This window comes from Kribbella sp. NPDC058693, from assembly GCF_042715335.1.
GTDB lineage: Bacteria > Actinomycetota > Actinomycetes > Propionibacteriales > Kribbellaceae > Kribbella > Kribbella jiaozuonensis.
In genome coordinates this window covers 210,054-233,767 of the sequence record NZ_JBHXSQ010000005.1, presented here as the reverse complement: position 1 = coordinate 233,767, position 23,714 = coordinate 210,054, and the positions used below count along the sequence as shown (strand labels likewise).

Genomic DNA, 23,714 nt, shown 5'->3' with positions numbered 1-23,714 from the left:
GGGGTTTCAGCCTTTGACCGCGCCGGCCGTCATCCCGCCGACCAGCCGGCGCTGGATCAGCAGGAAGACGATCAGCACCGGGAGCGAGAAGATCGCCGACGCCGCGATGGTGGCGCCGTTGTCGATGCCGTCGGAGGTCTGGAACGAGACCAGCCAGACCGGCAGCGTGTAGTTGTTCTGCGACTTCAGGAACACGTAGGCGAACAGGTAGTCGTCCCACGCGCTGATGAAGGCGAAGATCGAGGTGGCCACGATGCCCGGCGCGAGCAGCGGGAGCTGGATATGCCAGAACGCGCCGAGCCGGCCGCAGCCGTCGACCATCGCGGCCTCTTCCAGCTCCAGCGGGATCCCGGCCACGAACCCGCGCAACGTCCAGATCGTGAACGGCAGGACGAACGTCATGTACGTGATGATCAGCCCGGGCACGAAGTCGATCGCCCCGACCGACCGCAGCATCAGGTACAGCGGGATGACCATCGCCGAGCCCGGCACCATCTGCACCAGCACCAGCCCGACGAGGAACGCCCGCCGCCCGACGAACCGGAACCGGGCGAGCGCGATCGAGGCGCCCAGGGCAACGACCAGCGCGATCAGCACGGTCGACACCGAGACCAGCAACGAGTTGCGGACGTAGTGCAGGAACGGCCCGTGCGTGAGCGCCGTACGGAAGTTGTCGAGACTCAACGGCCACGGGATGAACTCGGGCGTCGCCGACAGGATCTTGCCGGGCTGCTTCAACGCGGTCGCGAACATCCAGTAGACCGGGAAGATCACGACCAGCGAGACCAGTACCGCGATGGTGTTCGGGAGAGCCCGCTTGCGCCTCATGCGATCGCCTCGTCCTGCGCGAACAAACGCCGCACATAGAGCACGGACAGTACGGCGAGCAGCAGCACCGTGATGATCGCGATCGCAGCGCCGCCGCTGTAGTCGTTGCGGGTGAACGCCTCGAGGTACGAGTAGACGCCGAGCGTCGTCGTGCCGCCGTCCGGTCCGCCCTGCGTCAGCACCCAGATCGGTGTGAACGAGTTGACCGACCAGATCACTTCGAGCAGCACGAGTACGGCGAGCACCGGTCCGAGGATCGGCATCGTCACATGCCGCGCCACGTTCCACCGTCCAGCACCGTCCAGCGCGGCGGCTTCGTACAGATCACCCGGGATCTGGCCCATCGCGGCGTACAGCGTGAGCGCCACGAACGGCAGGCCCTTCCACACGATCAGCGCGATGATCAGGAACAACGCCTGACTCGGCGACGAGAACCAGTCGTGCGCGGAGAAGTCGCCGAACACCTTGAGCTGCGTGATCACCCAGTTCAGTACCCCATACTGCGGCTCGAACAGCCACCGCCAGATCATCGTCGCCGACACCATCGGCATCGCCCAGACCAGCACCAGGCAGACCGACAGCATCACCCGCGCCCACCCCGACACCTGCATCAGCAGGGACGCCAGCAGAAAGCCGATCACCATCAGCCCGCTCACGCAGGCGACGCTGACGATCAGGGTACGCAGCAGCGTGAACCAGAAGTCGCCGTCGCCGAGCACCCGGGTGAAGTTGTCGAGCCCGACGAACGGCGCCTCGCCGGTAAACAGCGACCGCGGCCCGAAGTCCTGCAGCGACAGCCAGATCAGCCGCACGATCGGATACCCGAGCACGGCGGCGAACGCGATCAGCGCCGGTCCGATCAGCCCGTACGGCGTGAACCGTGCCAGCCGGTTGCCCCGCACCGCACCTCCTGTGCGCGGGGCAACCGCCACCTCTTCGGTGAGCGAAGCCATCGTCAGCGCTGGCCCGACTGGGCGTTGAACGCCTCGGTCGCGTGTTTGTCGTAGTCCTTCGCGGCTCCGGCGATGTCCGCGCCCTTGGCGATCTTCGAGAAGAACTGCTCGTTGTAGCTCTCGGTCTCGAGCGTCGCCTCGCCCGGCGTGGACGGCAGCGCCTGGCTGACGGTGGCTGCTTGCGCGCCGAGCTTCAGCACCTCAGGAACGTTGCCGGTCGGCAGGAACGCGGCGGCCACCGGGAGTTGGTGGATCGTCCGGGTCATCGTCTGCTGGAACGCCTTGCCGGTGATGATCTTCAACCAGTCGACGGCCATGTCCTTGTTCGGACTGTTCTGGGCGATGCCGATCGTCGAGCCGGCCACGATCACCGGCAGCGGCTTGCCCGCCTCGTAGCCCGGCATGATGAAGTACCCGGCGTCCGAGGCCGCCTTCGCGTTCTTCTCCGCCACCGCGCCGGGCTCCCACGCCTTGACGTAGATCATCGCGGCCTTCTGGTCGGCGAAGATCTGGTCCTGGTCGGGGCTGTCGGTGTTGGCGCCGATCGAGGACGGCGTCGAGCAGGCGTTCTGGAACTTCTTCCACTCGGCGAGGCCGGCCTGGTTCTCCGCGCTGCTCATCTGCGCGGTCCACTTGTTGTCCTGGTCGGTGGCGATCGTGCCGCCCTTGCCGAACAGGAACGGCATCCCGGCGAACCAGTACTGGCCGGGCATGTAGAACGCCGAGAAGTTCGGTGTCGCCGTGTGCGCCTTCGCGAGCTTTCCGCAGTCCGCGATCAGGTCGTCGACGGTCGCCGGCGGCTTGGCGATCCCCGCGGCGGCGAACATCTTCTTGCTGTACATGACGACCTTGGTGCCGCCGTACAGGGGAGTGGCGTAGAGCTTGTCCTGGTACGTCGACGGTCCGGCCAGCCCGGCGAGCCACTGGTCGGACGACTCGAACTCGCCCTTCTTGTCGGTCAGCTCGGCCAGCGCGCCGGAGGCGGTCAGCATCGGGGTCTGGGTGTTGCCCATCTCGACGATGTCGGGCGGGTTGTCGGAGGCGAGCGCGGTGGTCAGCTTGGTGACGATGTTGTCCCATTGCTGGATCTCGACGGTCACCTTCACGTCGGGGTGCTTCTCGTTGAACTGCTTGGTGACGTCGCCGATGATCTTGTTGTCACCGGGACCGCCGGTCATCATCCAGACGGTCAGTTTGTTCGTCGGCGCGGCCTTGCTCGGGCCGGATCCGCCGCAGGCTGCCAGGCTGAGCGAGATCGATGCGAGGAGAGCCAAGGTCTTCCAGGGCTTCATGCGAGTTCCTCTGTGTCGGATGGGTCGACAGCGCAGCCGTCCAGCTGGGCCACGACACCGGGGGCGGACGTAGTGATCGAGGCGACCTGGTGGCGGGCCACCCCGATCGCGGTGTAGTAACCACTCAGGGCGGCGGCCATCGCTCCCAGCAGACCGCCTGAATCCCCGAGCACAGACCGGCGCAGATCGCAGTGAACGCCGACCGTCTCGTACGTCTCGGCGCTCACCGTCTCCAGTACGGAGTCGCTGAACGCGCCGGAGAAGCCACCGGTGAAGACCACCGTGCTCGGCTCGTAGGCCAGGGCAACGATCGACACCAGGTGCAGCAGTGCCTCGTGGATCTCGTCGACCAGGCCGCCGAAGCGGTCCGGTTCGGCGAAGACCTCGTCGGCCTTCCTGAGGCGGTGACCGGCTTGGTGCGCGAGAGCGAGCAGGCCCGCGCCGGAGAGCAGGTCCCGCAGCCGTTCCTTGCGGCCCGGCAGCCGCAGCCGGCCGAACTCGCCGAGCAGACCCTCGGGTCCCGCGAGCACCTGCCGGTTGAACGCGACCGCCGAGCCCAGACCAGTGCCCAGGCTGAGCAGGACGACGGTCTCGTCCCGGGGCAACTCGCCGTAGTGCAGCTCACCCAGCAGCGCCAGGTTCGAGTCGTTGTCGATCATCGTCGGTACGCCGAGCTCCGCGGCGACCGTTTCGACGAAGGTGGTGCCGAGGATCTGCGGCAGGTTGAACGCGCCGACCACGCGATCCTTGGTCGAGGCAACGACACCGGGCAACCCGATCGCCACCGACGTGAGCGGTACGCCGTCGCCGTACCGCTCGACCAGCCCGAGGACACGCGTCGCGATCCAGGACGCCAGCTCGGCGGCGCCCAGGTCCCGCGGGGTCTCGTCGCGGCAGCGGATGATCGCCGTACCGATGCCGTCGGCGATCACCATCCGGCAGTAGGTGCCGCCGAGGTCGATCCCGCACACCAGCCCGGACTGCGGGTTGAAACCGAGCGCGGCTCCCGGCCGGCCGGGGCCGTCGCGGACGATCTTGTGCTGCTCCAGAGCCAGTCCGTCGGCGAGCAGATCGTCGACGATCCGGGCCACCGTGGCCCAGCTCAGTCCGGTCTGCTGGACCAGTTGCCGCCGGTCGATCCCGGCGCCGGACAGCAGTGCGGCGATGACCGCTCCGCGGTTCGCCGTCCGGGTGCCGACACTGCCTCGTTCGAGCTTCGCCATTTATTCTCACGGTGAATAGAATTGGTTGAGACTGAGACGCTAGTCCGGTCCGGCGGGCCGTGTCCAGGGATTCCGGAAACTTCCTCCGGTGTCGTTGGCGTGGCCAATGACAGCCCGAACTGATCAGTCTGGACTGATGAGTTATGGTGGTCGGTATGGAGATATCGGCGTCCGCGGCGCGCGCGGCCAGCGAGGTGCGGGTGGTCTTCGGCCGGGTCAAACGGCGGTTGAAGGCGCTGGCCGACACCGACGATCTGACCCCGTCGCAGTCCTCGGTGCTGAGCCGGCTCGACAAGGACGGACCGGCCTCGGCGAGCGAACTGGCCACGGCGGAGCGGATCCGGCCGCAGTCGATCGCGGCGATCCTGGCCGCGCTGCGCCAGGCCGACCTGATCCAGCGGCACCCCGATCCACAGGACGGTCGCCGGCAGGTGGTGTCGCTGACGTCGGCCGGTCGTCACCGCCTGCAGGGGGATCGCAAGGTGCGGCAGGAGTGGCTGGCGCAGACATTGCAGGACCACTGCACGGAGGCCGAGCGGCAGAAGATCATCACGGCGCTGGCGCTGCTCGATCGCGCGATCGAGGCGGCCCGGTGACTGGGCTGTGATTTTGGAGCCCTCGAGGTTCGACCGGCGGCTGATCGCACCGATGCTCGTCGGGTCGGTGCTGAACCCGATCAACTCGTCGATGCTCGCGGTGGCGCTGATCCCGATCGGCGCGGCGTTCGGCGTACCGCCGTCGCAGACCGCGTGGCTCGTCACCGGGCTGTACATCGCGACCGCGGTCGGTCAGCCCGTGATGGGTCGGCTCGTCGACCTGTTCGGTCCGCGACCGCTCTACCTGATCGCGACCTCGCTCGTCGGCGTGGCCGGCCTGCTCGGCGCGCTGGCCCCGAACCTCGGCGTACTCGTCGGGTCCCGGGTCCTCCTCGGCCTCGGTACGTCGGCGGCGTACCCGGCGGCGATGTCGTTGATCCGCAGCGAGGCCGACCGGACCGGGATGGAGACGCCTGCGGTCATCCTGAGCAGCTTGTCGGTCGCGAACCAGGTGATCGCGGTGATCGGCCCGACGCTGGGCGGCCTGTTGATCGGGTTGGGGGGATGGCACCTGATCTTCACGATCAATGTCCCGCTGTCGGTGATCTGCGTGGTGCTCGGCTCGTTGTGGTTGCCGCGGCGGGCGCGTTCGCGTGGTGCCGGGGGACTGGACTACGCGGGGATCGCGTTGTTCACAACGACATTGGTCTCGCTGATGCTGTTCCTGATGCAGCCGCAGGTGTCGCGGTGGTACGTACTGGTGCTTGCACTGGTCCTGGGCGTCGCGTTCGTGGTCACGCAGCTGCGCGTCGTCGCGCCGTTCATCGACCTGCGGGTGCTGGGCGGCAACCGTCCGTTGATCCTGACGTACACCCGGCAGGTGCTCGCGTTCGTCGGCGCGTACTCGTTCCTCTACGGCTTCACCCAATGGCTCGAGGAGGCACGCGGCCTGAGTGCATCCGCTGCTGGTCTGCTCCTTCTACCACTGTCCCTGGCCGCGGTGCTGGTCACGCTGGCCACCGGCCGGCGCGCGGCGATCCGCGGCAAACTTGTTGCCGGAAGCATCTGTCTGGTGGTGGCCGCGACCGCGCAGCTGTTCGTCGGTCCGAGTACGTCGATCTGGATCCTGGCCGTCGTCGGTGTGATCGCCGGTGTCCCGCAGGGCCTCAACAACCTCGCCAACCAGACCGCCCTCTACCAGCAGGCCGATCCAGCCCGGATCGGCTCATCCGCAGGGCTACTGCGGACCTGCGTGTACGTCGGCGCGCTGATCTCCGCGGCGGCCAACGCCCACTTCTTCCAGCACGGTGCAACGACGGCCGGACTGCACGACATGGCGATCTTCCTGCTCGTCATCGCCGGTCTGCTCGTGCTGGTGACCTTCACGCAACTCCCCGAATAGAGAGGCTCCACCTGTGTCAGTCACCACCCTCGACCCGAAGACCGCACTGGTAGTCATCGACCTGCAGAACGCGGTCGCCGCCCTCCCCGGCGAGCCTCACAGCACCGCGGACGTCATCGGCAAGACCGTCGAACTCGCCGACGCCTTCCGCAAGCACGACCTTCCGGTCGTCCTCGTCCGGGTCAGCTTCGCCGCCGACGGCTCCGACCGCCTGACCGGCCGGACCGAGCAGCCGGCCAGGTCGGGTGGCGGTACGCCGCCGGCCGGCGCAGACCAGATCGTCGACCAGTTGGCCGGCCATCCCGAGGACATCGTCGTGACCAAGCGCAACTGGGGTGCGTTCCACGGCACCGACCTCGACGTACAGCTGCGCCGCCGCGGCATCACCCAGATCGTGCTGACCGGCGTCGCCACCAGCATCGGCGTCGAGTCGACCGCGCGGGCGGCGTACGAGCACGGCTACAACGTCACGCTCGCGACCGACGCAATGACGGACCTCGCCGCCGAGTCGCACGAACACTCGCTGACCCGAATCTTCCCCCGCCTCGGCGAGTCCGGCACGACTGCGGAGATCATCGCGCTGCTCGGCTGACGATGATCCATCTGCTGGATCGCTGGTTGTCGGTGAGGTTGCGCGGCTAGCATCGCGAGCATTCGAGTCTTTGGAGGGGGACTATGTCGCTGACTGATCGCGAGCGGTCGGAAGTCGGGCAGGCAAACACGTCCGGCAAGCAACCTGTGGTGTTCATCCACGGGTTGTGGCTGTTGTCCAGCAGCTGGGACCGGTGGCGTCAGCTGTTCGAGGAGAACGGCTACAGCACGATCGCGCCGGGGTGGCCGGACGATCCGGAGACGGTGGCGGAGGCGCGGGAGCACCCCGAGGTGTTCGCGCACAAGATGGTGCAGGCGGTCACCGACCACTACCTCGAGGCGATCCGTGGACTGGACCGGAAGCCGGCCGTCGTCGGGCACTCGTTCGGTGGGTTGATCGCGCAGAAGATCGCGGGGGAGGGCGCTGCGGCGGTCACTGTGGCCATCGATCCGGCGCCGGGACGCGGCGTTCTGCCGTTGCCTGCGTCGGCGTTGAAGTCGGGCTCGCCGGTGCTGGGGAACCCGGCGAACGCGCGGCGCTCGGTCACGCTGACCTTCGACGAGTTCAAGTACGGCTGGGCGAACAACCTCGACGAGGACGAGGCGCGCCAGTTGTACGACGAGTACCACGTCGCGGCGTCCGGCGTACCGATCTTCCAGGCCGCGGTCGCGAACCTGAACCCGTTCAGCGAGACCAAGGTCGAGTACAAGGCGGAGGACCGCGGGCCGATCCTGCTCGTGTCGGGCGAGAAGGACCACACTGTTCCGCATGCGATCACCCACGCGGCGTACAAGCAGCACTTGAAGAACGACGGCATCACCGAGTTCACCGAGCTCCCGGGCCGGGGTCACTCGCTGGTGATCGACCACGGCTGGGAGGAGGTCGCCCGCACGGCGCTCGACTTCATCCGCAAGTACGACGCGCCGTCGGCCGGCTGAGCCGAAGACCGAGAAAAGGAAGGCCCGCGGGGCGGCGAGTAGCTCCGCGGGCCTTCCGTCTGTGTGGATCTGGTGTCAGTCCCAGCTGAGTCCGCTGGAGGACTGGTACTCGATCACTCGGGTCTCGAAGAAGTTCTTCTCCTTCTTCAGGTCCATCACCTCTGACATCCAGCCGAAGGGATTCCGCGTTTCACCGAAGATCGGATCGATACCAATCTGTTCTGCACGGCGGTCGGTGATGAAGTGCATGTACTGCTCGCACAGCTCCGACGTGAGGCCGAGCATGCCGTTCGGCATCGTGGACCGGCCGTACGCGACCTCGAGCTCGCACGCCTCGGTCAGCATCTGCCGGACCTCGGCCTGGAACTCCGTCGTCCACAGGTGCGGGTTCTCCTGCTTGATCTGGTTGATGCAGTCGATGCCGAAGTTCAGGTGGATCGACTCGTCGCGCAGGATGTACTGGTACTGCTCGGCGATGCCGACCATCTTGTTCCGCCGGCCGAGCGACAGGATCTGCGCGAACCCGGTGTAGAACCACATCCCCTCGAACACCACGTAGAACGCGATCAGATCGCGCAGGAACGCGGTATCGGCCTCGGGCGTCCCGGTCCTGAAGTCCGGGTCCTCCAGGTGCTGCGTGTACTTCAGCGCCCACGCATCCTTGTCGGAGATCGACGGCACCTCGCGGTACATGTTGAACAGCTCGCCCTCGTCGAGCCCGAGCGAGGTGCAGATGTACTGGAAGGTGTGTGTATGCACCGCCTCCTCGAATGCCTGGCGCAGCAGGTACTGCCGGCACTCGGGGTTGCTCAGCTGGCGGTACACGGCGAGGACGATGTTGTTCGCGACCAGGGACTCCGCGGTGGCGAAGAAGCCGAGGTTGCGCTTGAGCATCAGCCGCTCGTCCTCGGTGAGGCCGTCGCGCGACTTCCAGAGCGAGATGTCCGCCTGCATGGAGACCTCGGTCGGCATCCAATGGTTGTTGCACGCGGCAAGGTATTTCTCCCAGGCCCACGTGTACTTCAGCGGCAGCAGCTGGTTGACGTCTGCCCGCGAGTTGATCATCGCCTTGTCGGCAACTTCGACTCGTGCCGCTCCAACGGAAATGGTGCTCACTGGCAGGCCTCGCAGTCAGGGTCGTCGATGGAGCAGACGGCTCCGGTGGGTTCGGGAATTGCTACTGGCACTGCGTTGAGCCGGCCGTCGGTGCCCTTCAACGTGGACTTCTCCACGTGGGTCGCTGACTGGGAACGCAGGTAATAAGTCGTCTTGAGGCCATAGCGCCACGCCGACCGGTACAGCTCGTCCAGCGCGCGACCGCTCGGCTTCGCCATGTAGAGGTTCAGCGACTGCGCCTGGTCGATCCACTTCTGCCGGCGCGACGCAGCCTTGACGAGCCACTGCGGGTCGATCTCGAACGCGGTCGCGTACAGCTCACGCACGTCCGCCGGGATCCGCTCGATACCGGCCAGCACGCCGTCGTGGTACTTCAGGTCGGACACCATCACCTGGTCCCACAGCCCGCGCGCCTTCAGGTCGGCGACGAGGTACGGGTTGGCGACGGTGAACTCGCCGGACATGTTCGACTTCACGAACAGGTTGCTGTACGTCGGCTCGATCGACTGGCTCACGCCGCAGATGTTGGAGATCGTCGCGGTCGGCGCGATCGCCATCACGTTCGAGTTCCGCATGCCGTCGCGCAGTACCTTCGCCCGCAGCGTGTCCCAATCGAGCCGCCTGCTCTCGTCGACGATCACGTCGCCGTTGCGGGCGGACGTCAGCAGCTCGAGCGAGTCGATCGGCAGGATCCCCTTGCTCCACAGCGATCCGTCGTACGTCGAGTAGCGACCGCGCTCGGCGGCGAGATCGCTCGACGCCTCGATCGCGTGGTAGCTGATCTGCTCCATCGAGGTGTCCGCGAACTCGACCGCGGCATCGGACGAGTACGGGATCCGCAGCGCGAACAGCGCGTCCGCGAACCCCATCAGCCCGAGGCCGACCGGACGGTGACGCTGGTTCGCGCGCTCCGACTCGGGCGTCGTGTAGAAGTTCACGTCGATGACGTTGTCGAGCATCCGGACCGCGGTCTTCACCGTGTCCCGGAGCAGGTCGGCGTCGAGACCGTCTGCGGTGAGGTGTGCAACCAGGTTGACCGAGCCGAGGTTGCAGACCGCGGTCTCCTCGACCGTGGTGTTCAGGGTGATCTCGGTGCACAGGTTCGACGAGTGCACGACACCGTCGTGCTGCTGCGGCGAGCGCAGGTTGCAGGCGTCCTTGAACGTGATCCACGGGTGCCCGGTCTCGAACAGCACCGTCAGCATCCGCCGCCACAGGTCGATCGCCTTGACCCGCTTGAACACCCGGATCTCACCACGGTCGGCGGCCGCCTCGTAGGCGACGTACGCCTCGGCGAAGGCCGTGCCGTACAGGTCGTGCAGATCGATGACCTCGTCGGGCGAGAACAGCGTCCACTCGCCGCCGGCCTCGACCCGCTGCAGGAACAGGTCCGGCACCCAGTTCGCGGTGTTCATGTCATGCGTACGCCGACGCTCGTCGCCGGTGTTCTTCCGGAGATCGAGGAACTCCTCGATATCGATGTGCCAGGTCTCGAGGTATGCGCAGACCGCACCCTTCCGCTTGCCGCCCTGGTTGACCGCGACGGCGGTGTCGTTGGCGATCTTCAGGAACGGCACGACGCCCTGGGACTCGCCGTTGGTGCCGCGGATCTTGGCACCGATACCGCGGACCGGGGTCCAGTCGTTGCCGAGACCACCGGAGTACTTCGCGAGCAGCGCGTTGTTGCGGATGCCGTGGAAGATGCCGGCCAGGTCGTCCTCGACCGTGGTCAGGAAGCACGACGAGAGCTGCGGCCGGGTCGTGCCGGAGTTGAACAGCGTCGGCGTCGACGACATGAACCGGAACGAGCTGAGCAGCTCGTAGAACTGGATCGCCCGCGCCTCGCGGTCGTCCTCGCGCAGCGCCATCCCCATCGCGACCCGGAGGAAGAACGCCTGCGGCAGCTCGTACCGAACCTTGTCGATGTGCAGGAGATACCGGTCGTACAGCGTCTGCAGGCTGAGGAACGTGAAGTCCAGATCGGCGTCCGGCCTGATCGCCGCCGCAAGCCGCTCGAGGTCGAAGGTGCCGAGCTCGGGGTCGAGCTGGCCGGCCTCGATCCCGGTCCGGATGTACTGCGGGAAGTAGGACGCGTACGCCTCGGCCATCTCGGCCTGGCTGGCCTGTCGCGGCTCGCCGTGGACGCGACCGAGCGCCTCGCGGCGGATCTGGTCGAGCAGCAGGCGCGACGCGGCGAAGCTGTACTGCGGCTCGGTCTCGACGAAACCGCGCGCGGCCATCACCAGCGCGAGCTCGACCTCGTGCTGTGCGATGCCGTCGTAGCAGGCGCCGAGCGTCTCGTTCAGGATCAGTTCGGGGTCGACGGCGTCGAGGCCGGCTGCCGCCTCCGCGACGATCACCCGCAGCCGGTCGACGTCGAGCGGGGACCGGGTGCCGTCGGCCGCGCGGACGGTCAGCGCCGGCTTCTCGGTGACGCCGGCTGCATCGGCGGGTGTGCGCGCCTTGGTCCGCTCCTCGCGGTACAGCACGTAGGCGCGGGCGACCTGGTGCTCGCCGGCGCGCATCAGCGCCAGCTCGACCTGGTCCTGGATGTCCTCGACCTGCACGCTGCGGCGCGAGTCACCGCGGCTGGTCAGGGCGCCGACGACCCGGCCGGTCAGGTCGGTCACCAGGTCGCGGACCCGGTGGGTGGCACCGGCGTCGGCGCCCTCGACCGCGAGGAACGCCTTCGTCACGGCGACGGAGATCTTGGTCGCGTCGAACGGCGTACTGCTGCCGTCGCGACGGATGACGGTGAGCTCGACCGGCTGGCCCGCCGCGATCCCTGAGGATGAGGACGGGGATGCAGCCGTTGAGGAAGCAATAGTCACAGGTGTGCTCTCCACAAGAGTTCGGAGGCCTGGGACCACGCGAGCAGGCGCACGACGGGACCGGCAGCACCGGCCGGGATCACTGCCGTCACGCCCTGCGACCCACCCGCGAGGTCTCGGACCACATGCACCGGCGGTGCACGTACCAGTGGCAGGTATCCGGACTTGCGGACGTCTCTCGACAGCACATCCGCTCACCGTTGCGGGGCAGCTCCGGATTCGCACCGGATTCCCCTGTTGCCTCAAAGTGGCCCACATCTTGTGGTGCCGGCCACTCCGAACCACCAGCAGTAGTGATGCTAGGCGGAGCGATCTAGATCTTGTGGTAGCGCCACGCCGCGTGTCGCACATCTTGTGGTCCGCAATCTCACGCCGCGACCGCATAGAGATCCTGGAGCGTCATGATTTCCGAGCCGTGGTGGATCAGCTCGCGATTCAGCCGCAGCACGACGTGGCCGAACGGCTCGCCGGCGTCGAGCTCGTTGGCCTGGCTCAGCCCGACCGTCATCACCTCGTCCTCGTCGAGCGCAGCGATCGCGTCGCGCCAGGCCTCGACCCAATAGGTCAGCCAAGCCACCGCGTCGCGCGCGTTGCCGTGCAGGTTGATATCCGCGCGCCCCTGCTGACTCGCGCCGAATGTCCACTCCCATCGCTCGAAGAACGTCTCGGTGAGATGGGCGATCAGCCAGGCGATCGTGCGGGGACCGCGATGGTCCGGCTCGTCGGGCCACTGCGCGACCCATTCGCCGGACCCGAGTGATCGGAAGTGGCCGGCGTAGTGCCGCCGGACGACGGTCAGCGCCTCGCTGCTCGGTCGCCAGAAGTACTGCTCGTCGGTCAACTGGGCGAGGCGCCCGGACAGCACCATCCAGCTGAAGCCGAGCTGGCCGCGCACCATGGCCATCGCCGATGGCTTGTGCAGGATGTCCCAGTCGAACGCCTCCGACATCACTTCTCCCCTGTACGATCGAACATATGTTCGAATTCTTGCTCGCCGGGGAGACGAAAGTCAATTCACTGGTGTGTCGGTTCTGGCCTCGCCGGAACGGGTCTGCTAGGCGGCTCGATCCGGGTGTCCGAGGCCGGGCTGGCGAAGCGGCGTTCGAGCAGCGTGAAGGCGTCGATGAGCTCGGGCGCCTCGTAGACGCGGTTGCGCCGCCCGTCGGTGACCTCGCGCAGGATGCGCGCCTCGACCAGCCGCGCGAGCCCTTGGTTGGCGGCCTGCTGCGAGCGGTCGATGAGCTGCGCCGCGGCGGCGAGCGTGAGGACCGGCGCGGCGGGCAGCGCGTCGATCAGGAGCTCGGTCGCGGATCCTGCGCGGACCGGCGCCGCGCGTTCCCGCCAGGCCGCCTTGAGATCGACTGCGGCCCGCTCGAAGCGCGCGGCCTCGGCCGTCGCATGCGTGCAGGCCATGGCGAACATCCGCAGCCACGGGTTCGCGGCAGCGCGTGCCTTCGGGGTCGTCGCGCGCCCGACGTACCGGAACGCGGTCAGGGCGTCGACGTACTCCGATGCGTGCGTAGCAAGCGAGAGCGAGACCGGCGGCACGGTGCGCGTGACGAGGCCCTCGGCGCGCAGGATCAGGTGGATCAGCGCGCGCCCGGTCCGGCCGTTGCCGTCGGCAAAGGGATGGATGGTCTCGAACTGCGCGTGCGCGATCGCGGCCTTCGCGAGCACCGGCAGCCGCGATTCGCGGATGAAGCTGACCAGGTCCTCGAGCAGTTCGGGGATCAGCTGCGCGGGCGGCGGGACGTAGTACGCCTCGGCGGGGGAGCGGCCGCCGATCCAGTTCTGCAGGTAGCGGATCTCGCCGGCGTACTCCGAGTGCGGCGACTGCGCCATCAACCGGCGATGCGCCTCGAGCAGGTGATCCACCTCGAGCTTGTCGCCGGCCTGCACGGACTCGGTCACCCAGGTCATCGCGTCGACCGCGCCGAGCACCTCCTCGGCGGTCACGTCCCGCGTGCTCGCCCGCAGTACGTCGGCCTTCAGCAACCGCCGCGCCCCGACGACGAGCCCCTCGATATGCGACGAGCCGACCGCCTCGGCGCGCAGCAGGAGCCGTGCAAGCGCCTCGCTGTTCGTCAGCACCGCCGCGGTCGCATCCAGGCGCGCCAGATCACCCGCGGCGTCCTCGAGCACCGCGAGTACGTCGTCACTCAGGTCGAACTCGCGCCCGACCAGCGGATCGGGGAAGTACAGCTCGTACGACCCGCCGAGCCGGTCCGCCCGCGTGAACCCGTCGGGGTGCCCGGGCCACCGATGTAACTCCACCCGTGCCATACCCTTATTCAACCTTATCCACAAACCTTGAACAAGAGCTGTGGATGGGAGCGCACCCGCCTGTGGACCCACCTGTGGGCAAACTGCTCGTTGTGACTCTCGACGCGCAGACACAGGAGATGGTGGCCGCCAACGAAGCCGACTGGGACGCCCGAGCGCCGTTGCATGCGGCGAGCGACTTCTACGACCGGCCCGCGGAGTTCTGGTTCGCCGACTACGAGTGGGAGGATCTCGGCCCGCTCGACGGTCGCGACGTACTGCATCTGCAGTGTCATCTGGGCACCGAGACCATCGCGTTCGCCCGCCGGGGTGCGCGGACCAGCGGGCTCGATCTGTCCAGCGAGTCGCTCGAGGCCGCGCGGCGGATCGCGGACGAGGCGGGCGTCGAGGTCGACTACGTACACGCGAATGTGTACGACGCGGTCGAGGCGGTCGGTGGACAGCAGTTCGACATCGTCTACACGGGCAAAGGTGCGCTGTGTTACTTGCCTGACCTGAAGGAGTGGGCCGAGGCCGTCCACAGCCTGCTCAAGCCTGGCGGCGTGCTCTACATCGTCGAGTTCCACCCGCTGCTGAACTCACTCCGCGAGGTCTCCCTCCCCGGCGAGTCCGACGAGCTGGTCCTTCGCGCCGACTACCTCGAAGGCCGCGGTCCCATTGCCCACGACTCCACTGTCACCTACACCGGCGACGAGGTCCCCGGCCGCCAGACCAGCTACGAATGGCGCCACGGCCTCGGCGAAATCACCACCACCCTCGCCACAGCCGGCTTCCACCTCACGACCCTCCGCGAATCTGAAGTACTCCCATGGCCGCGCTGGTCGACGATGGAACAGACGCCCGAAGGCTGGTGGCGCCTCCCGGACGACGCACCCCGCATCCCACTCCTCTTCGCCCTGAAGGTCACCAAGCCATGAGCCGCAGCGAACGCGAGCAGGACCTCATCACCTACTACTCCAACGAGGTCGGGGCGCGCACCGATCGCGCTCTGCCCGAGCCGCGCGTGGCTCATCGGACCGCCTTCCTCGAACGGCTGCGCGGCGAAGGCCGACACAGCGTCATCGAGCTCGGCTGCGGTCCCGGCCGCGACGGCGAGGCGATCGCCGCCGCAGGATTCGCCTACATCGGCGTGGACCTCTCACCGGCTAGCGTCGAGGCGTGCCGGGCGCTCGGGCTGGAGGCTCAGGTGGCGTCCGTGCTGGAGCTGCCGTTCGAGGACGGGGCGTTCGACGCGGGCTGGACGATGAGCACGCTGCTGCATGTCGCCGATGAGGATCTCGATCGAGCGTTGACCGAGATCGTCCGGGTGCTCAAGCCGGGTGCGCCGCTGGCGATCGGATTGTGGGGGAGCGCTACCGGCGGCGAGCAGGTCTGGGAGGACGGGACGGGCTTCGGGCCCGGGCGGTTCTTCAGCATCCGCACCGACGACGGACTGCGTTCGGCACTCGAGCGGTACGGCGTCCTGGACGAGTGGACGACCTGGGACGACGACCGCGCCATGCACTACCAGTGGGCTGTGGTCAGCGTTTCTTAGGGCCGCGGAAGGCCACGAAGATGAGGGCGACACCGAAGGCGGCCACGATCGGGCCGACCGTTGCCCACAGGGTGCTGCCGGTCATCGAGCTGCCCTTGACGTAGCCGAGGCCCTGCAGGGTCCAGACGCAGCCGATCGCGATGAGGAGTGCGGCGATGGCGGTGGCGACGATCTTTCCCATGGTGCGAGGTTAGCCGAGGAGCTCGTCGCAAAGGGTCACGAGTTGGCGGCGGAGGGGACGAGCGCGGTCGGCGAAGGCTCGTTGGGCTGCCGTGTACTCCGCTTTGCCTTCAGCCGTCTCGATCCGGACCGGCGCGTAGCCGAGCGGAGCCAGGTCGTACGGCGACGCCCGCATGTCGAGCGTGCGGATGTCGCGGGCGAGCTCGAAGCAGTCCAGCAGCAGTGAGCTCGGCGTGAACGGCATGAGCTTGGTCGCCCATTTGTAGAGATCCATGTTGGCGTGCAGGCACCCGCCTTGCTCCAACGCCGGCTGGGACTCTCGCGTCGGCTGTAACACGTTCAACGGCCGCGCGGACGGCGTGAAGAACCGGAACGCGTCGAAGTGCGAGCACGCGACCTTGTGCGACTCGACGACCCGATCGGTGCCCTCGGCCCCTAACCGCAGCGGCCACTTCTCATGCCGTACGTCGGACGTCCGGTAGACCATCGCCCACTCGTGCAGACCGAAACACCCGAACTGCGCCTGCCGCTCCAGCGTCGCCGCGAGCAACCGCCGGATCCAGGCGATGTTGTCCGCCCGCCGCGCGATCTCAGCCGGGTCGAGCGACGCGGCTCCGTCGACCACCAGATAACCCCGACGATCGCCGTACTCCGACGCCTCGAGCAACCGCACCCCCGGCCCGGGATGCCAGACCCGCAGCTGGTTCGGACGAGTGGAGTAGTAGGTGAACAGAAAGTCCTCCACCGGATGCGCCTCACGCCGCTGCCGCCGCTCGACATGCCCGGCCACCATCCCGTCGACGCGGGCCGCATGGTCCATCGCGTACGACGACCACTCGGCAAAGGTGAGCGTGCTGGTCATAGGTCCAGGGCGAACGCGTACAGATCTACGCCGGGGATGGGGGCCCAGTCGCGTTCGGGGAGGCGGGTGAAGCCGAGGCGTTCGTAGATGCGGTGGGCTGTGGTCATGTAGCTGGCGCTGCACAGGACTACTCGGTGCAGGCCCTGCTCGCGGGACCGTTCTATACAGCGCTCGGTGAGCGCGGTACCGACGCCGAGGCCGCGTGCCCGGCCGGCTACTCCGAGCATGCGGAATTCGCCCTCGTCGTCTCGTCCGATCTCGCGGTAAACCGAGCCGACAGGGCAGTAGGTGACTGTGCCCAACAGACCGGAGGAGTCCGCCGCGACCCAGAGCTCGGCCTTGGCGGCGCGGTCGGCGGCGGCGCGCAGCGTCATCGCGTACTGACCGCGGACGAAACCGTCGTGCGAGTACGCCTCCACGGTCAGCTCGCCAACGGCGTCGTACTCGGCAGGAACAGCCAGGCGGATCTCCACAGTCACCAGCTAACTGTCTCATCCGAAGGCGACGGTAGGCTCGCCCCGTGCGTATCGCCAGATTCTCTGTGGATGACGAGCCGAAGTACGGCGTGGTCGAGACCGATGACCCCGAGGGACTCGTCGGGACGGTCAACGTTCTCGACTCGGACCCGCTCTACCGGCCGGTGCAGTTCACCGGGGAGCGGTTGCAGCTCGCCGACGTCCGGTTGCTCGCGCCGGTCATCCCGCGCAGCAAGGTGGTCTGCGTCGGCCGCAACTACGCGGCGCACGCGCAGGAGCTCGGCAACGACGTACCCGAACAGCCGCTGATCTTCCTGAAGCCGAACACCAGCGTGATCGGCCCGCGCGACGGCATCGTCTACCCGGAGCAGACCCACGACCTGAACTTCGAGGGTGAGCTGGCGATCGTGATCGGCCGGATCTGCCGCGACCTGCCCAAGGAGCGCGCCAACGAGGTGATCTTCGGCTACACGATCGCGAACGACGTCACCGCGCGCGACCTGCAGAAGACCGACGGGCAGTGGGCCCGGGCCAAGGGGTACGACACGTTCTGCCCGCTCGGCCCGTGGATCAGCACCGAGCTCGATGCCTCCGACCTGCGGGTCAGCACCGAGCTGAACGGCGAGCCCAAGCAGGACGGCCGGACGTCGCAGTTCATCTTCGACATCCCCGAGGTGCTTGCCTTCATCACCTCGTTCACCACGCTGCTGCCCGGCGACGTGGTGCTCACCGGCACCCCGGCGGGGGTCGGCCCGATGCTGCCCGGCGACGAGGTCTCGGTCAGCGTCGAGGGCATCGGAACTCTGACGAACAGGGTGATCGTCCGTGACTGACGACGTACTGGGAGATCTCGAGCCCGCGGGGGTCAGGGTTCGGTTCCCACCGTCGCCGACCGGCCTGCTGACCGTCGGCAACATCCGCAGCGCGCTGTTCAACTGGGCCTTCGCCCGGCACTACGGCGGCAAGCTCGTGCTCCGGATCGAGGACACCGACACCGCCCGCAACACCGAAGAGGGCTACCAGTACACCTACGACTCGCTGCGCTGGCTCGGCCTCACCTGGGACGAAGGCCCCGGGGTCGGCGGCGATTTCGGGCCGTACCTGCAGTCCGAGCGGATGGACGTGTACGCCGACGTCGTCGCCAAGCTGCTCGCCGCGAACAAGGCGTACCACTGCTACTGCTCGCAGGAGGAGCTCGACCAGCGCCGCGAGGCCGCCCGCACGGCCGGCGAGCACAGTGGGTACGACGGCCACTGCCGCAACCTCAGCCCCGAGCAGGTCCAGGCGTACGTGGAGGAAGGCCGCCGCCCCGTGGTGCGGCTACGGATGCCCGACCGACCGATCGTGTTCGACGACCTGGTCCGCGGCGAGATCACGTTCCTCCCGGAGAACCTCGGCGACTACGTCCTGGTCCGCGCGAACGGCTACCCGCTCTACCCGCTGGTGAACCCGGTCGACGACGCGCTGATGGAGATCACCCACGTACTGCGCGGCGAGGATCTGCTCTCGTCGACGCCGCGGCAGATCGCCTTGTACGAGGCGCTGGCCGAGATCGGTGTCGGCGGCGGCCGGACGCCGCGGTTCGGGCATCTGCCGTTCGTGATGGGCGAGGGCAACAAGAAGCTGTCCAAGCGCGACCCGGGCTCCGGCCTCGGCGAGTACATGCAGCGCGGGTTCCTGCCCGAGGGTCTGCTGAACTACCTGGCCCTGCTCGGCTGGTCGATCGCCGACGACCGCGACGTGTTCACAATGGACGAGATGGTGAAGGCCTTCGACGTCCGCAAGGTGAACTCGAACGCGGCCCGCTTCGACCCGAAGAAGTGCGAGGCGATCAACGCGGCGCACATGCGGATGCTGCCGCCGGACGACTTCGCGCAGCGGACGATCCCGTTCCTGGCCGGCGCGGGTGTGCTCCCGGCGGAGCCGTCGGCAGACCAGCTCGCGACGCTGCAGGCCGCCGTACCGCTGGTGCAGGAGCGGATGAACACGCTGTCCGAGTCGGTCGACATGCTCGGGTTCCTGTTCGTCGACGAGGACGCGTTCACGATCGACCCGGATGCCGCCGCGAAGGTGCTGACCGGTGACGCCGGCGCCGTACTGGATGCGTCGGCCAAGGCGCTCGGCGACTGCGACTGGACGACCGAAGCGATCGAGGCGGCCCTGCGGGCGTCTCTGATCGACGGCCTCGGGCTCAAGCCGAAGAACGCGTTCGGCCCGGTCCGGGTGGCGATCTCGGGTCGCCGGATCTCGCCGCCGTTGTTCGAGTCGCTCGAGTTGCTCGGCCGGGAGAAGTCCCTGCGCCGCCTCGAGCAGGCCCGCCGTACCGTGTCGTCGCTGTCATGAGCGAGCTGACACCGCGTACGTCGTACCAACGGCTGCTGCGCAACCCCGATGCCCCGAGCGGGTACGTCGTCCTGGGCGCGCTGACCATCCTGGTCGGCTGGATGGTCGCGAGCGTGATCATCCTCGGCATCCAGCAGGCGATCCGGAAGGACCCCGAGGGCACGCTGTCCTGGTTCGGACTGCTTGCGACGAACTTGACACTGATCGTGCTGATCCCGCTCAGCATGCTCGTCGCCCGCAAGCTCAACCGGCAGCCACCGGGGCTGCTGTCCTCGGTGGCCGGCGGACTGCGCTGGCGGCCGCTGGCCTGGTTCGCCGTCGCGGCAATCGTGATCGAGCTGCTGGCGCTGGCTGTGGTCCAGTTCGGCGATATCCAGCTCGCGACCGGTGAGCGGCACAGCGGTGGCGCGGCGCCGGACGCGATCGCGGTCATCGTCGTCACGCTGCTCACCTCGACGTTCCAGGCCGCGGGGGAGGAGTACTACTTCCGCGGGTACCTGCTGCAGGCGATGGGCGCGCTGGTTCGCAGTACGGCGATCGTGGTTGTCGTGACCGCTCTCCTGTTCACGGCGGCGCACGGGATCTGGCCGTGGCAGAGTCCGGCGCTGTTCGTCGACCGGCTCGCGTTCGGTCTGGTCGCGGCGGTGCTCGTCGTACGCACGGGTGGTCTGGAGGCGTCGATCTCGGCGCACGCGGCGAACAACGTGGTGACGTTCATCTTCGCGGCGCTCACCGACACCGTCGGGGCGAGCCTCGGCGTGAAGGATGCGCCGTGGTCGCTGGTGACGGTCGACGTGGTGAAGTTCGTCGCGTTCGGTGCGGTCGCGCTGGTGATCGCGCGCCGGCTCGGCCTGACCACGGACAACCGGAAGAGTCTGGTGTGACGGGAGTGACAACGCGCCGGAGGGGGCCCGTTTTGGTGTCCGGTCCTCGCCTCGGGTAAGCTCTCCGAGCCGGGTTGGTGAGGGCGGAAACAAACTCCCAGCAACGGTGAAATGCCTTTGGGGTATGGGGTAATTGGCAGCCCGTCTGATTCTGGTTCAGTTAGTCTAGGTTCGAGTCCTAGTACCCCAGCGGATTGGACCGCACCGATGAGAATCGGTAGAGTTCAACCTCGTTGCCCGGGCCGCAAGGTCCGGCTGACAACACTCTGGCCCCGTTGTGTAGCGGCCTAGCACGCCGCCCTCTCAAGGCGGTAGCGCGGGTTCGAATCCCGTCGGGGCTACCAGAGAACAAGGCCCCCGTCCTCACGGACGGGGGCCTTCGTGCGTTCTGCCCCGATGGCTGGACACGGCGAGATCTAACCGCTTAGAGTCTAAGCGCTTAGACCACACCAGAAAGGGGACCGCCGTGCGCCGGAACCTCTTGCCAGCCGCCGTCATCACGGCGACCCTGCTCGTCGCCGGGTGCGGCTCGGGCACGTCCGACCAGCCGGCTGCGACCGACTCCGGCCCGGCGACCGGGACCGTGACGTTCACCGGCACCGACAACGCCGAGACCTACCAGCCGGTGATCAAGGCCTTCGAGGCGAAGAACCCGGGGATCAAGGTCGCCTACACGCAGATTCCGTTCGACCAGTTCAACGCGACCATGCAGCAGCGGCTGAGCGCGAAGGACGCGGGCATCGACGTGTACACGGTCGACGAGCCGCGGGTCTCGCAGCTCGCCGCGAAGGGCTTCCTCAGCGATCTCAGCGACCTCGACGGCCAGGTGAAGACGAAGGTCAGCGCGGCGGCGTACAAGACCAACCACTTCCGCGACAAGCTGTGGTCGTTGCCGATGTGGAACTCGACGCAGTTCCTCTTCTACAACAAGACCGCGCTCGCCAAGGCGAAGGTGACTCCGCCGACAGCGGATCCGCAGCAGCGCTGGACCTGGGAGCAGGTCGAGGCAGCCGGCCGCAAGGCGATGCAGTCCGGCGGCACGAAGTACGGCCTGTTCATGGAGCAGCCCGAGGCGTACTACCAGCTGCAGCCGCTGGCCGAGTCGCTCGGCGGCGGCTCCGGCATCGAGGGCGACGACGCGCTGACCCCGGCGGTCGAGACAGACGGCTGGAAGAAGGCCATGCAGTGGTACGGCGCGACCTTCGCGAGCGGACTGTCGCCGCGGGGGATCGGCGGGTTCCAGACCGGCCCGGTGTTCGCGAACGGCAACGTGGCGTTCTTCGTCGGCGGTCCGTGGGACCTGAAGATCTTCGGCAGCTCGAAGATCGACTGGGGCGTCGCGCCGCTGCCGTACTTCCAGGGCGGCAAGCCGGTCACGCCGACCGGGTCGTGGTCGCTCGGCATCAACCCGGCGTCGAAGCAGCAGGGGATGGCGCGCAAGTTCCTCGAGTTCGCGACGCTCGATGCCGCCGGCAATCTGGCCACGACCAGTACGACGACGATCATCCCGGCCAACCTCGAGGCGCAGAAGCAGTACACCCCGAAGATGGACGCGTTCTCCGGTACGAAGACGGCCGGCGCCGCGGCGATCACGGCGTACGAGAGTGAGCACACCGCGGTGTCGCGGCCGGTGAGTGTCGGGTACATCCAGTTCGAGGAAGTCATGGGCAAGGCGTTCGCCGACATCCGCAACGGCACGAACTCCGACACGCGGCTGCAGGAGGCGACCCGCCAGCTCACCGACGCTTGGAAGTCGATTAGATGAGGAAGCGTGGGCAAGGGCTGATCGCCCTTGCCTTCCTCGCGCCGGCGCTGCTGTGTCTGGCCGTACTGCGGATCGTCCCGGCGATCTCGGCCGTGGTCGAGAGCTTCTACACGGAGAGTCTGCTGCGCGGTGGGCGGGTGTTCGCGGGGCTGGGCAACTACACGGATCTGCTGTCGAACAAGGACTTCCGGCAGTCGGTCGGCGTGACGCTGCTCTTCACCGTGCTGGTGAACCCGATCCAGGTCGTCGTCTCGTTCTTCCTGGCAGTTCTGTTCACCCAGCGCGCAGCGGGCTCGAAGCTGTGGCGCACTCTGGTCATCCTGCCGATAGCCACCCCGCCTGCGGTGTCGGCAGTGATCTGGAGCGTCATCTACCGCCCGGACGGCCTCGCGAACGGCGTACTCGAGCGGCTCGGTCTGCCCGCGCAGCCGTTCCTGACGTCGTCCGGCCAGGTGCTGCCGTCGCTGATCGTGCTGCTCTCATGGATCGGCGTCGGGTACTGGATGCTGTTCCTGATCGCCGGCATCCAGGAGGTCCCGGTCGAGGTCCGCGAGGCCGCGCTGCTCGACGGTGCGAGTGCCTGGCGCCGGATGGTGTCGGTCATCCTCCCGCTGGTACGCCGACCGCTCGCGTTCGTCCTTGTCGCCGACACGGTCTCGAATCTGCTCGTGTTCGCGCCGGTGCAGATCCTCACCAAGGGCGGTCCGAACGGGAACAGCAACCTGCTGATGTACGACGTCTACACCCGCGCGTACGCGATCGGCGACATCCACGTGGCGCAGGCCGAGGTCGTCATCCTGGTGGCGCTGACGCTCGCGATCGTGGCCGGGCAGTTCCGGCTGTTGCGAGGTGACCAGTGAAGCGCGCGAGCTTGTCGGTGCTCGGCGGAGTCATCGGCATTCTGTTCTTCCTGCCGCTGCTGTGGGTGTTGACGAACTCACTGCGGCCGGGTTCGGAGACGTTCGCGCATCTGACGTTGTCGTGGCAGACGTTCTTCGAGTTGAAGCCGACGTTGCACAACTACTCGGCCCTGCTGAGCAGCGATGTCGGCCGCGCGACGCTCAACTCGATCCTGGTCAGCGCGGCCACGGTCGTCATCGGTCTCGCGGTCTGTGCGTCGGCGGCGTTCGGGCTGGCGGCGTTCGAGTACCGCGGGCGCGGGCTGGTGTTCGGCATCGTCGTACTGAGCTTCCTGGTGCCGTTCGACGCGATCGCGATTCCGCTGTCGACGATGTTCCGCGACTGGCACCTGACGAACACGTTCACCGGGCTGGTGTTGCCGGGGATCGGCAACGGGATGGCGATCTTCCTGCTCCGGCAGTTCTTTCTCGGCATCCCGGCCGAACTGGTCGAGGCCGGACGGCTCGACGGGCTGGGCTGGTTCGGTGTGTTCCGCTGGATCTACCTGCCGCTGTCCCGGCCCGCGCTGATCGGCGCCGGTCTGATGCTGTTCCTGTTCCAGTGGCAGTCGTACGTCTGGCCGCTGCTGATCGGCACCGACGCCAAGCACATCCTCGGCCCGGTGGCCCTGTCCAACCTGCAAGGTCAGAACTTCGCGGACTACGGTCTGGTGTTCGCGGGCGCCGTCGTACTCACCGTCATCCCGCTGGTGGTCATCGCCGGCTTCCAGCGGTACTTCGTCCAGTCCGTGTCCAGCACGGGCCTGAAATAGGGAG

General features: G+C 67.5%; 23 protein-coding genes, 2 tRNA genes and 1 riboswitch. Of the genes, 14 read left to right on the top strand and 11 right to left on the bottom strand.

Annotated features, from left to right (window positions below; genetic code table 11):
• Nucleotides 1–6: 6 nt before the first annotated feature.
• From ACFWUU_RS35430 to ACFWUU_RS35415, 4 genes are read right to left on the bottom strand one after another with little or no spacing between them, the layout of a single operon-like run.
• The gene (locus ACFWUU_RS35430; RefSeq protein WP_380182359.1) at nucleotides 7–828 is read right to left on the bottom strand and encodes a carbohydrate ABC transporter permease; all 822 of its coding nucleotides are present in this window, start codon (nucleotides 826–828) and stop codon (nucleotides 7–9) included.
• Nucleotides 825–1,730, bottom strand: coding sequence for a carbohydrate ABC transporter permease (locus ACFWUU_RS35425; protein ID WP_380182357.1), 906 nt, complete (start codon nucleotides 1,728–1,730; stop codon nucleotides 825–827). Before ACFWUU_RS35425 ends, ACFWUU_RS35430 begins: the two co-directional genes overlap by 4 nt.
• 53 nt (nucleotides 1,731–1,783) lie before the next feature.
• Complete coding sequence (locus ACFWUU_RS35420; RefSeq protein ID WP_380182355.1) at nucleotides 1,784–3,073, bottom strand: extracellular solute-binding protein; 1,290 nt, start codon at nucleotides 3,071–3,073, stop codon at nucleotides 1,784–1,786.
• Nucleotides 3,070–4,296: an ROK family protein gene (locus ACFWUU_RS35415; RefSeq protein ID WP_380182353.1), complete on the bottom strand. Its 1,227-nt coding sequence runs from the start codon at nucleotides 4,294–4,296 to the stop codon at nucleotides 3,070–3,072. The genes ACFWUU_RS35420 and ACFWUU_RS35415 overlap by 4 nt, the downstream gene beginning before the upstream one ends.
• 155 nt (nucleotides 4,297–4,451) lie before the next feature.
• Here ACFWUU_RS35415 and ACFWUU_RS35410 point away from each other — a divergent pair, with 155 nt between their 5' ends.
• The 4 genes from ACFWUU_RS35410 (at nucleotide 4,452) to ACFWUU_RS35395 (ending at nucleotide 7,764) form a co-directional block, all read left to right on the top strand.
• Nucleotides 4,452–4,892 (top strand): MarR family winged helix-turn-helix transcriptional regulator, encoded by a 441-nt coding sequence (locus tag ACFWUU_RS35410; RefSeq protein WP_137259319.1) that lies wholly within the window; start codon nucleotides 4,452–4,454, stop codon nucleotides 4,890–4,892.
• Between the two features lie 7 nt (nucleotides 4,893–4,899).
• Nucleotides 4,900–6,234 carry an MFS transporter gene (locus ACFWUU_RS35405; protein WP_380182351.1) on the top strand — a complete coding sequence of 445 codons (1,335 nt, stop codon included), beginning with the start codon at nucleotides 4,900–4,902 and terminating at the stop codon, nucleotides 6,232–6,234.
• 13 nt (nucleotides 6,235–6,247) lie between these two features.
• Complete coding sequence (locus tag ACFWUU_RS35400) at nucleotides 6,248–6,826, top strand: isochorismatase family protein (protein WP_380182349.1); 579 nt, start codon at nucleotides 6,248–6,250, stop codon at nucleotides 6,824–6,826.
• An 83-nt stretch (nucleotides 6,827–6,909) separates the two neighbouring features.
• Nucleotides 6,910–7,764, top strand: a complete 855-nt coding sequence (locus ACFWUU_RS35395) for an alpha/beta hydrolase (RefSeq protein WP_380182347.1) — start codon at nucleotides 6,910–6,912, stop codon at nucleotides 7,762–7,764.
• A 75-nt stretch (nucleotides 7,765–7,839) separates the two neighbouring features.
• Here the strand turns inward: ACFWUU_RS35395 and ACFWUU_RS35390 are convergent, their stop codons facing one another.
• The 4 genes from ACFWUU_RS35390 to ACFWUU_RS35375 form a co-directional block, all read right to left on the bottom strand.
• Entirely contained in the window at nucleotides 7,840–8,880 is a 1,041-nt protein-coding gene (locus ACFWUU_RS35390; protein WP_380182345.1) for a ribonucleotide-diphosphate reductase subunit beta, read from the bottom strand.
• Nucleotides 8,877–11,711 (bottom strand): ribonucleoside-diphosphate reductase subunit alpha, encoded by a 2,835-nt coding sequence (locus ACFWUU_RS35385; protein ID WP_380182343.1) that lies wholly within the window; start codon nucleotides 11,709–11,711, stop codon nucleotides 8,877–8,879. Before ACFWUU_RS35385 ends, ACFWUU_RS35390 begins: the two co-directional genes overlap by 4 nt.
• A 132-nt stretch (nucleotides 11,712–11,843) precedes the next feature.
• A riboswitch (cobalamin riboswitch) is annotated at nucleotides 11,844–12,012 on the bottom strand.
• A 66-nt stretch (nucleotides 12,013–12,078) separates the two neighbouring features.
• The gene (locus ACFWUU_RS35380) at nucleotides 12,079–12,660 is read right to left on the bottom strand and encodes a DinB family protein (protein WP_130449042.1); all 582 of its coding nucleotides are present in this window, start codon (nucleotides 12,658–12,660) and stop codon (nucleotides 12,079–12,081) included.
• A gap of 65 nt (nucleotides 12,661–12,725) precedes the next feature.
• Entirely contained in the window at nucleotides 12,726–13,994 is a 1,269-nt protein-coding gene (locus tag ACFWUU_RS35375; RefSeq protein WP_380182341.1) for a Fic family protein, read from the bottom strand.
• 92 nt (nucleotides 13,995–14,086) lie between these two features.
• Here ACFWUU_RS35375 and ACFWUU_RS35370 point away from each other — a divergent pair, with 92 nt between their 5' ends.
• Nucleotides 14,087–14,911 (top strand): class I SAM-dependent methyltransferase, encoded by an 825-nt coding sequence (locus tag ACFWUU_RS35370; protein WP_380182339.1) that lies wholly within the window; start codon nucleotides 14,087–14,089, stop codon nucleotides 14,909–14,911.
• Nucleotides 14,908–15,528: a class I SAM-dependent methyltransferase gene (locus ACFWUU_RS35365; protein ID WP_380182337.1), complete on the top strand. Its 621-nt coding sequence runs from the start codon at nucleotides 14,908–14,910 to the stop codon at nucleotides 15,526–15,528. Before ACFWUU_RS35370 ends, ACFWUU_RS35365 begins: the two co-directional genes overlap by 4 nt.
• Here ACFWUU_RS35365 and ACFWUU_RS35360 read toward each other — a convergent pair.
• From ACFWUU_RS35360 to ACFWUU_RS35350, 3 genes are read right to left on the bottom strand one after another with little or no spacing between them, the layout of a single operon-like run.
• Nucleotides 15,515–15,709 (bottom strand): hypothetical protein, encoded by a 195-nt coding sequence (locus ACFWUU_RS35360; RefSeq protein WP_137259312.1) that lies wholly within the window; start codon nucleotides 15,707–15,709, stop codon nucleotides 15,515–15,517. The genes ACFWUU_RS35365 and ACFWUU_RS35360 overlap by 14 nt on opposite strands.
• Nucleotides 15,710–15,718: 9 nt before the next feature.
• Nucleotides 15,719–16,570 carry a 3-methyladenine DNA glycosylase gene (locus ACFWUU_RS35355; protein WP_380182335.1) on the bottom strand — a complete coding sequence of 284 codons (852 nt, stop codon included), beginning with the start codon at nucleotides 16,568–16,570 and terminating at the stop codon, nucleotides 15,719–15,721.
• Nucleotides 16,567–17,049 carry a GNAT family N-acetyltransferase gene (locus ACFWUU_RS35350; RefSeq protein WP_380182333.1) on the bottom strand — a complete coding sequence of 161 codons (483 nt, stop codon included), beginning with the start codon at nucleotides 17,047–17,049 and terminating at the stop codon, nucleotides 16,567–16,569. The genes ACFWUU_RS35355 and ACFWUU_RS35350 overlap by 4 nt, the downstream gene beginning before the upstream one ends.
• A gap of 41 nt (nucleotides 17,050–17,090) precedes the next feature.
• On the opposite strand from ACFWUU_RS35350, the gene ACFWUU_RS35345 reads away from it, so the two are divergent.
• The 8 genes from ACFWUU_RS35345 to ACFWUU_RS35310 all read left to right on the top strand — a co-directional run bounded on the left by ACFWUU_RS35345 (nucleotide 17,091) and on the right by ACFWUU_RS35310 (nucleotide 23,710).
• On the top strand, nucleotides 17,091–17,879 hold the full coding sequence (locus tag ACFWUU_RS35345) for a fumarylacetoacetate hydrolase family protein (protein ID WP_380182331.1): 789 nt from the start codon (nucleotides 17,091–17,093) through the stop codon (nucleotides 17,877–17,879).
• Nucleotides 17,872–19,389, top strand: coding sequence for a glutamate--tRNA ligase (gltX, locus tag ACFWUU_RS35340; RefSeq protein ID WP_380182328.1), 1,518 nt, complete (start codon nucleotides 17,872–17,874; stop codon nucleotides 19,387–19,389). The genes ACFWUU_RS35345 and gltX overlap by 8 nt, the downstream gene beginning before the upstream one ends.
• Entirely contained in the window at nucleotides 19,386–20,273 is an 888-nt protein-coding gene (locus tag ACFWUU_RS35335; RefSeq protein WP_380182326.1) for a CPBP family intramembrane glutamic endopeptidase, read from the top strand. The genes gltX and ACFWUU_RS35335 overlap by 4 nt, the downstream gene beginning before the upstream one ends.
• Before the next feature lie 118 nt (nucleotides 20,274–20,391).
• Nucleotides 20,392–20,463: transfer RNA gene (locus tag ACFWUU_RS35330), tRNA-Gln, on the top strand.
• A gap of 78 nt (nucleotides 20,464–20,541) precedes the next feature.
• A tRNA-Glu gene (locus ACFWUU_RS35325) sits at nucleotides 20,542–20,617 on the top strand.
• Between the two features lie 122 nt (nucleotides 20,618–20,739).
• Nucleotides 20,740–22,038, top strand: a complete 1,299-nt coding sequence (locus tag ACFWUU_RS35320) for an ABC transporter substrate-binding protein (RefSeq protein ID WP_380182324.1) — start codon at nucleotides 20,740–20,742, stop codon at nucleotides 22,036–22,038.
• Nucleotides 22,035–22,898: a carbohydrate ABC transporter permease gene (locus tag ACFWUU_RS35315; protein ID WP_380182322.1), complete on the top strand. Its 864-nt coding sequence runs from the start codon at nucleotides 22,035–22,037 to the stop codon at nucleotides 22,896–22,898. Before ACFWUU_RS35320 ends, ACFWUU_RS35315 begins: the two co-directional genes overlap by 4 nt.
• The gene (locus ACFWUU_RS35310) at nucleotides 22,895–23,710 is read left to right on the top strand and encodes a carbohydrate ABC transporter permease (RefSeq protein ID WP_380182320.1); all 816 of its coding nucleotides are present in this window, start codon (nucleotides 22,895–22,897) and stop codon (nucleotides 23,708–23,710) included. Before ACFWUU_RS35315 ends, ACFWUU_RS35310 begins: the two co-directional genes overlap by 4 nt.
• Nucleotides 23,711–23,714: the final 4 nt, after the last annotated feature.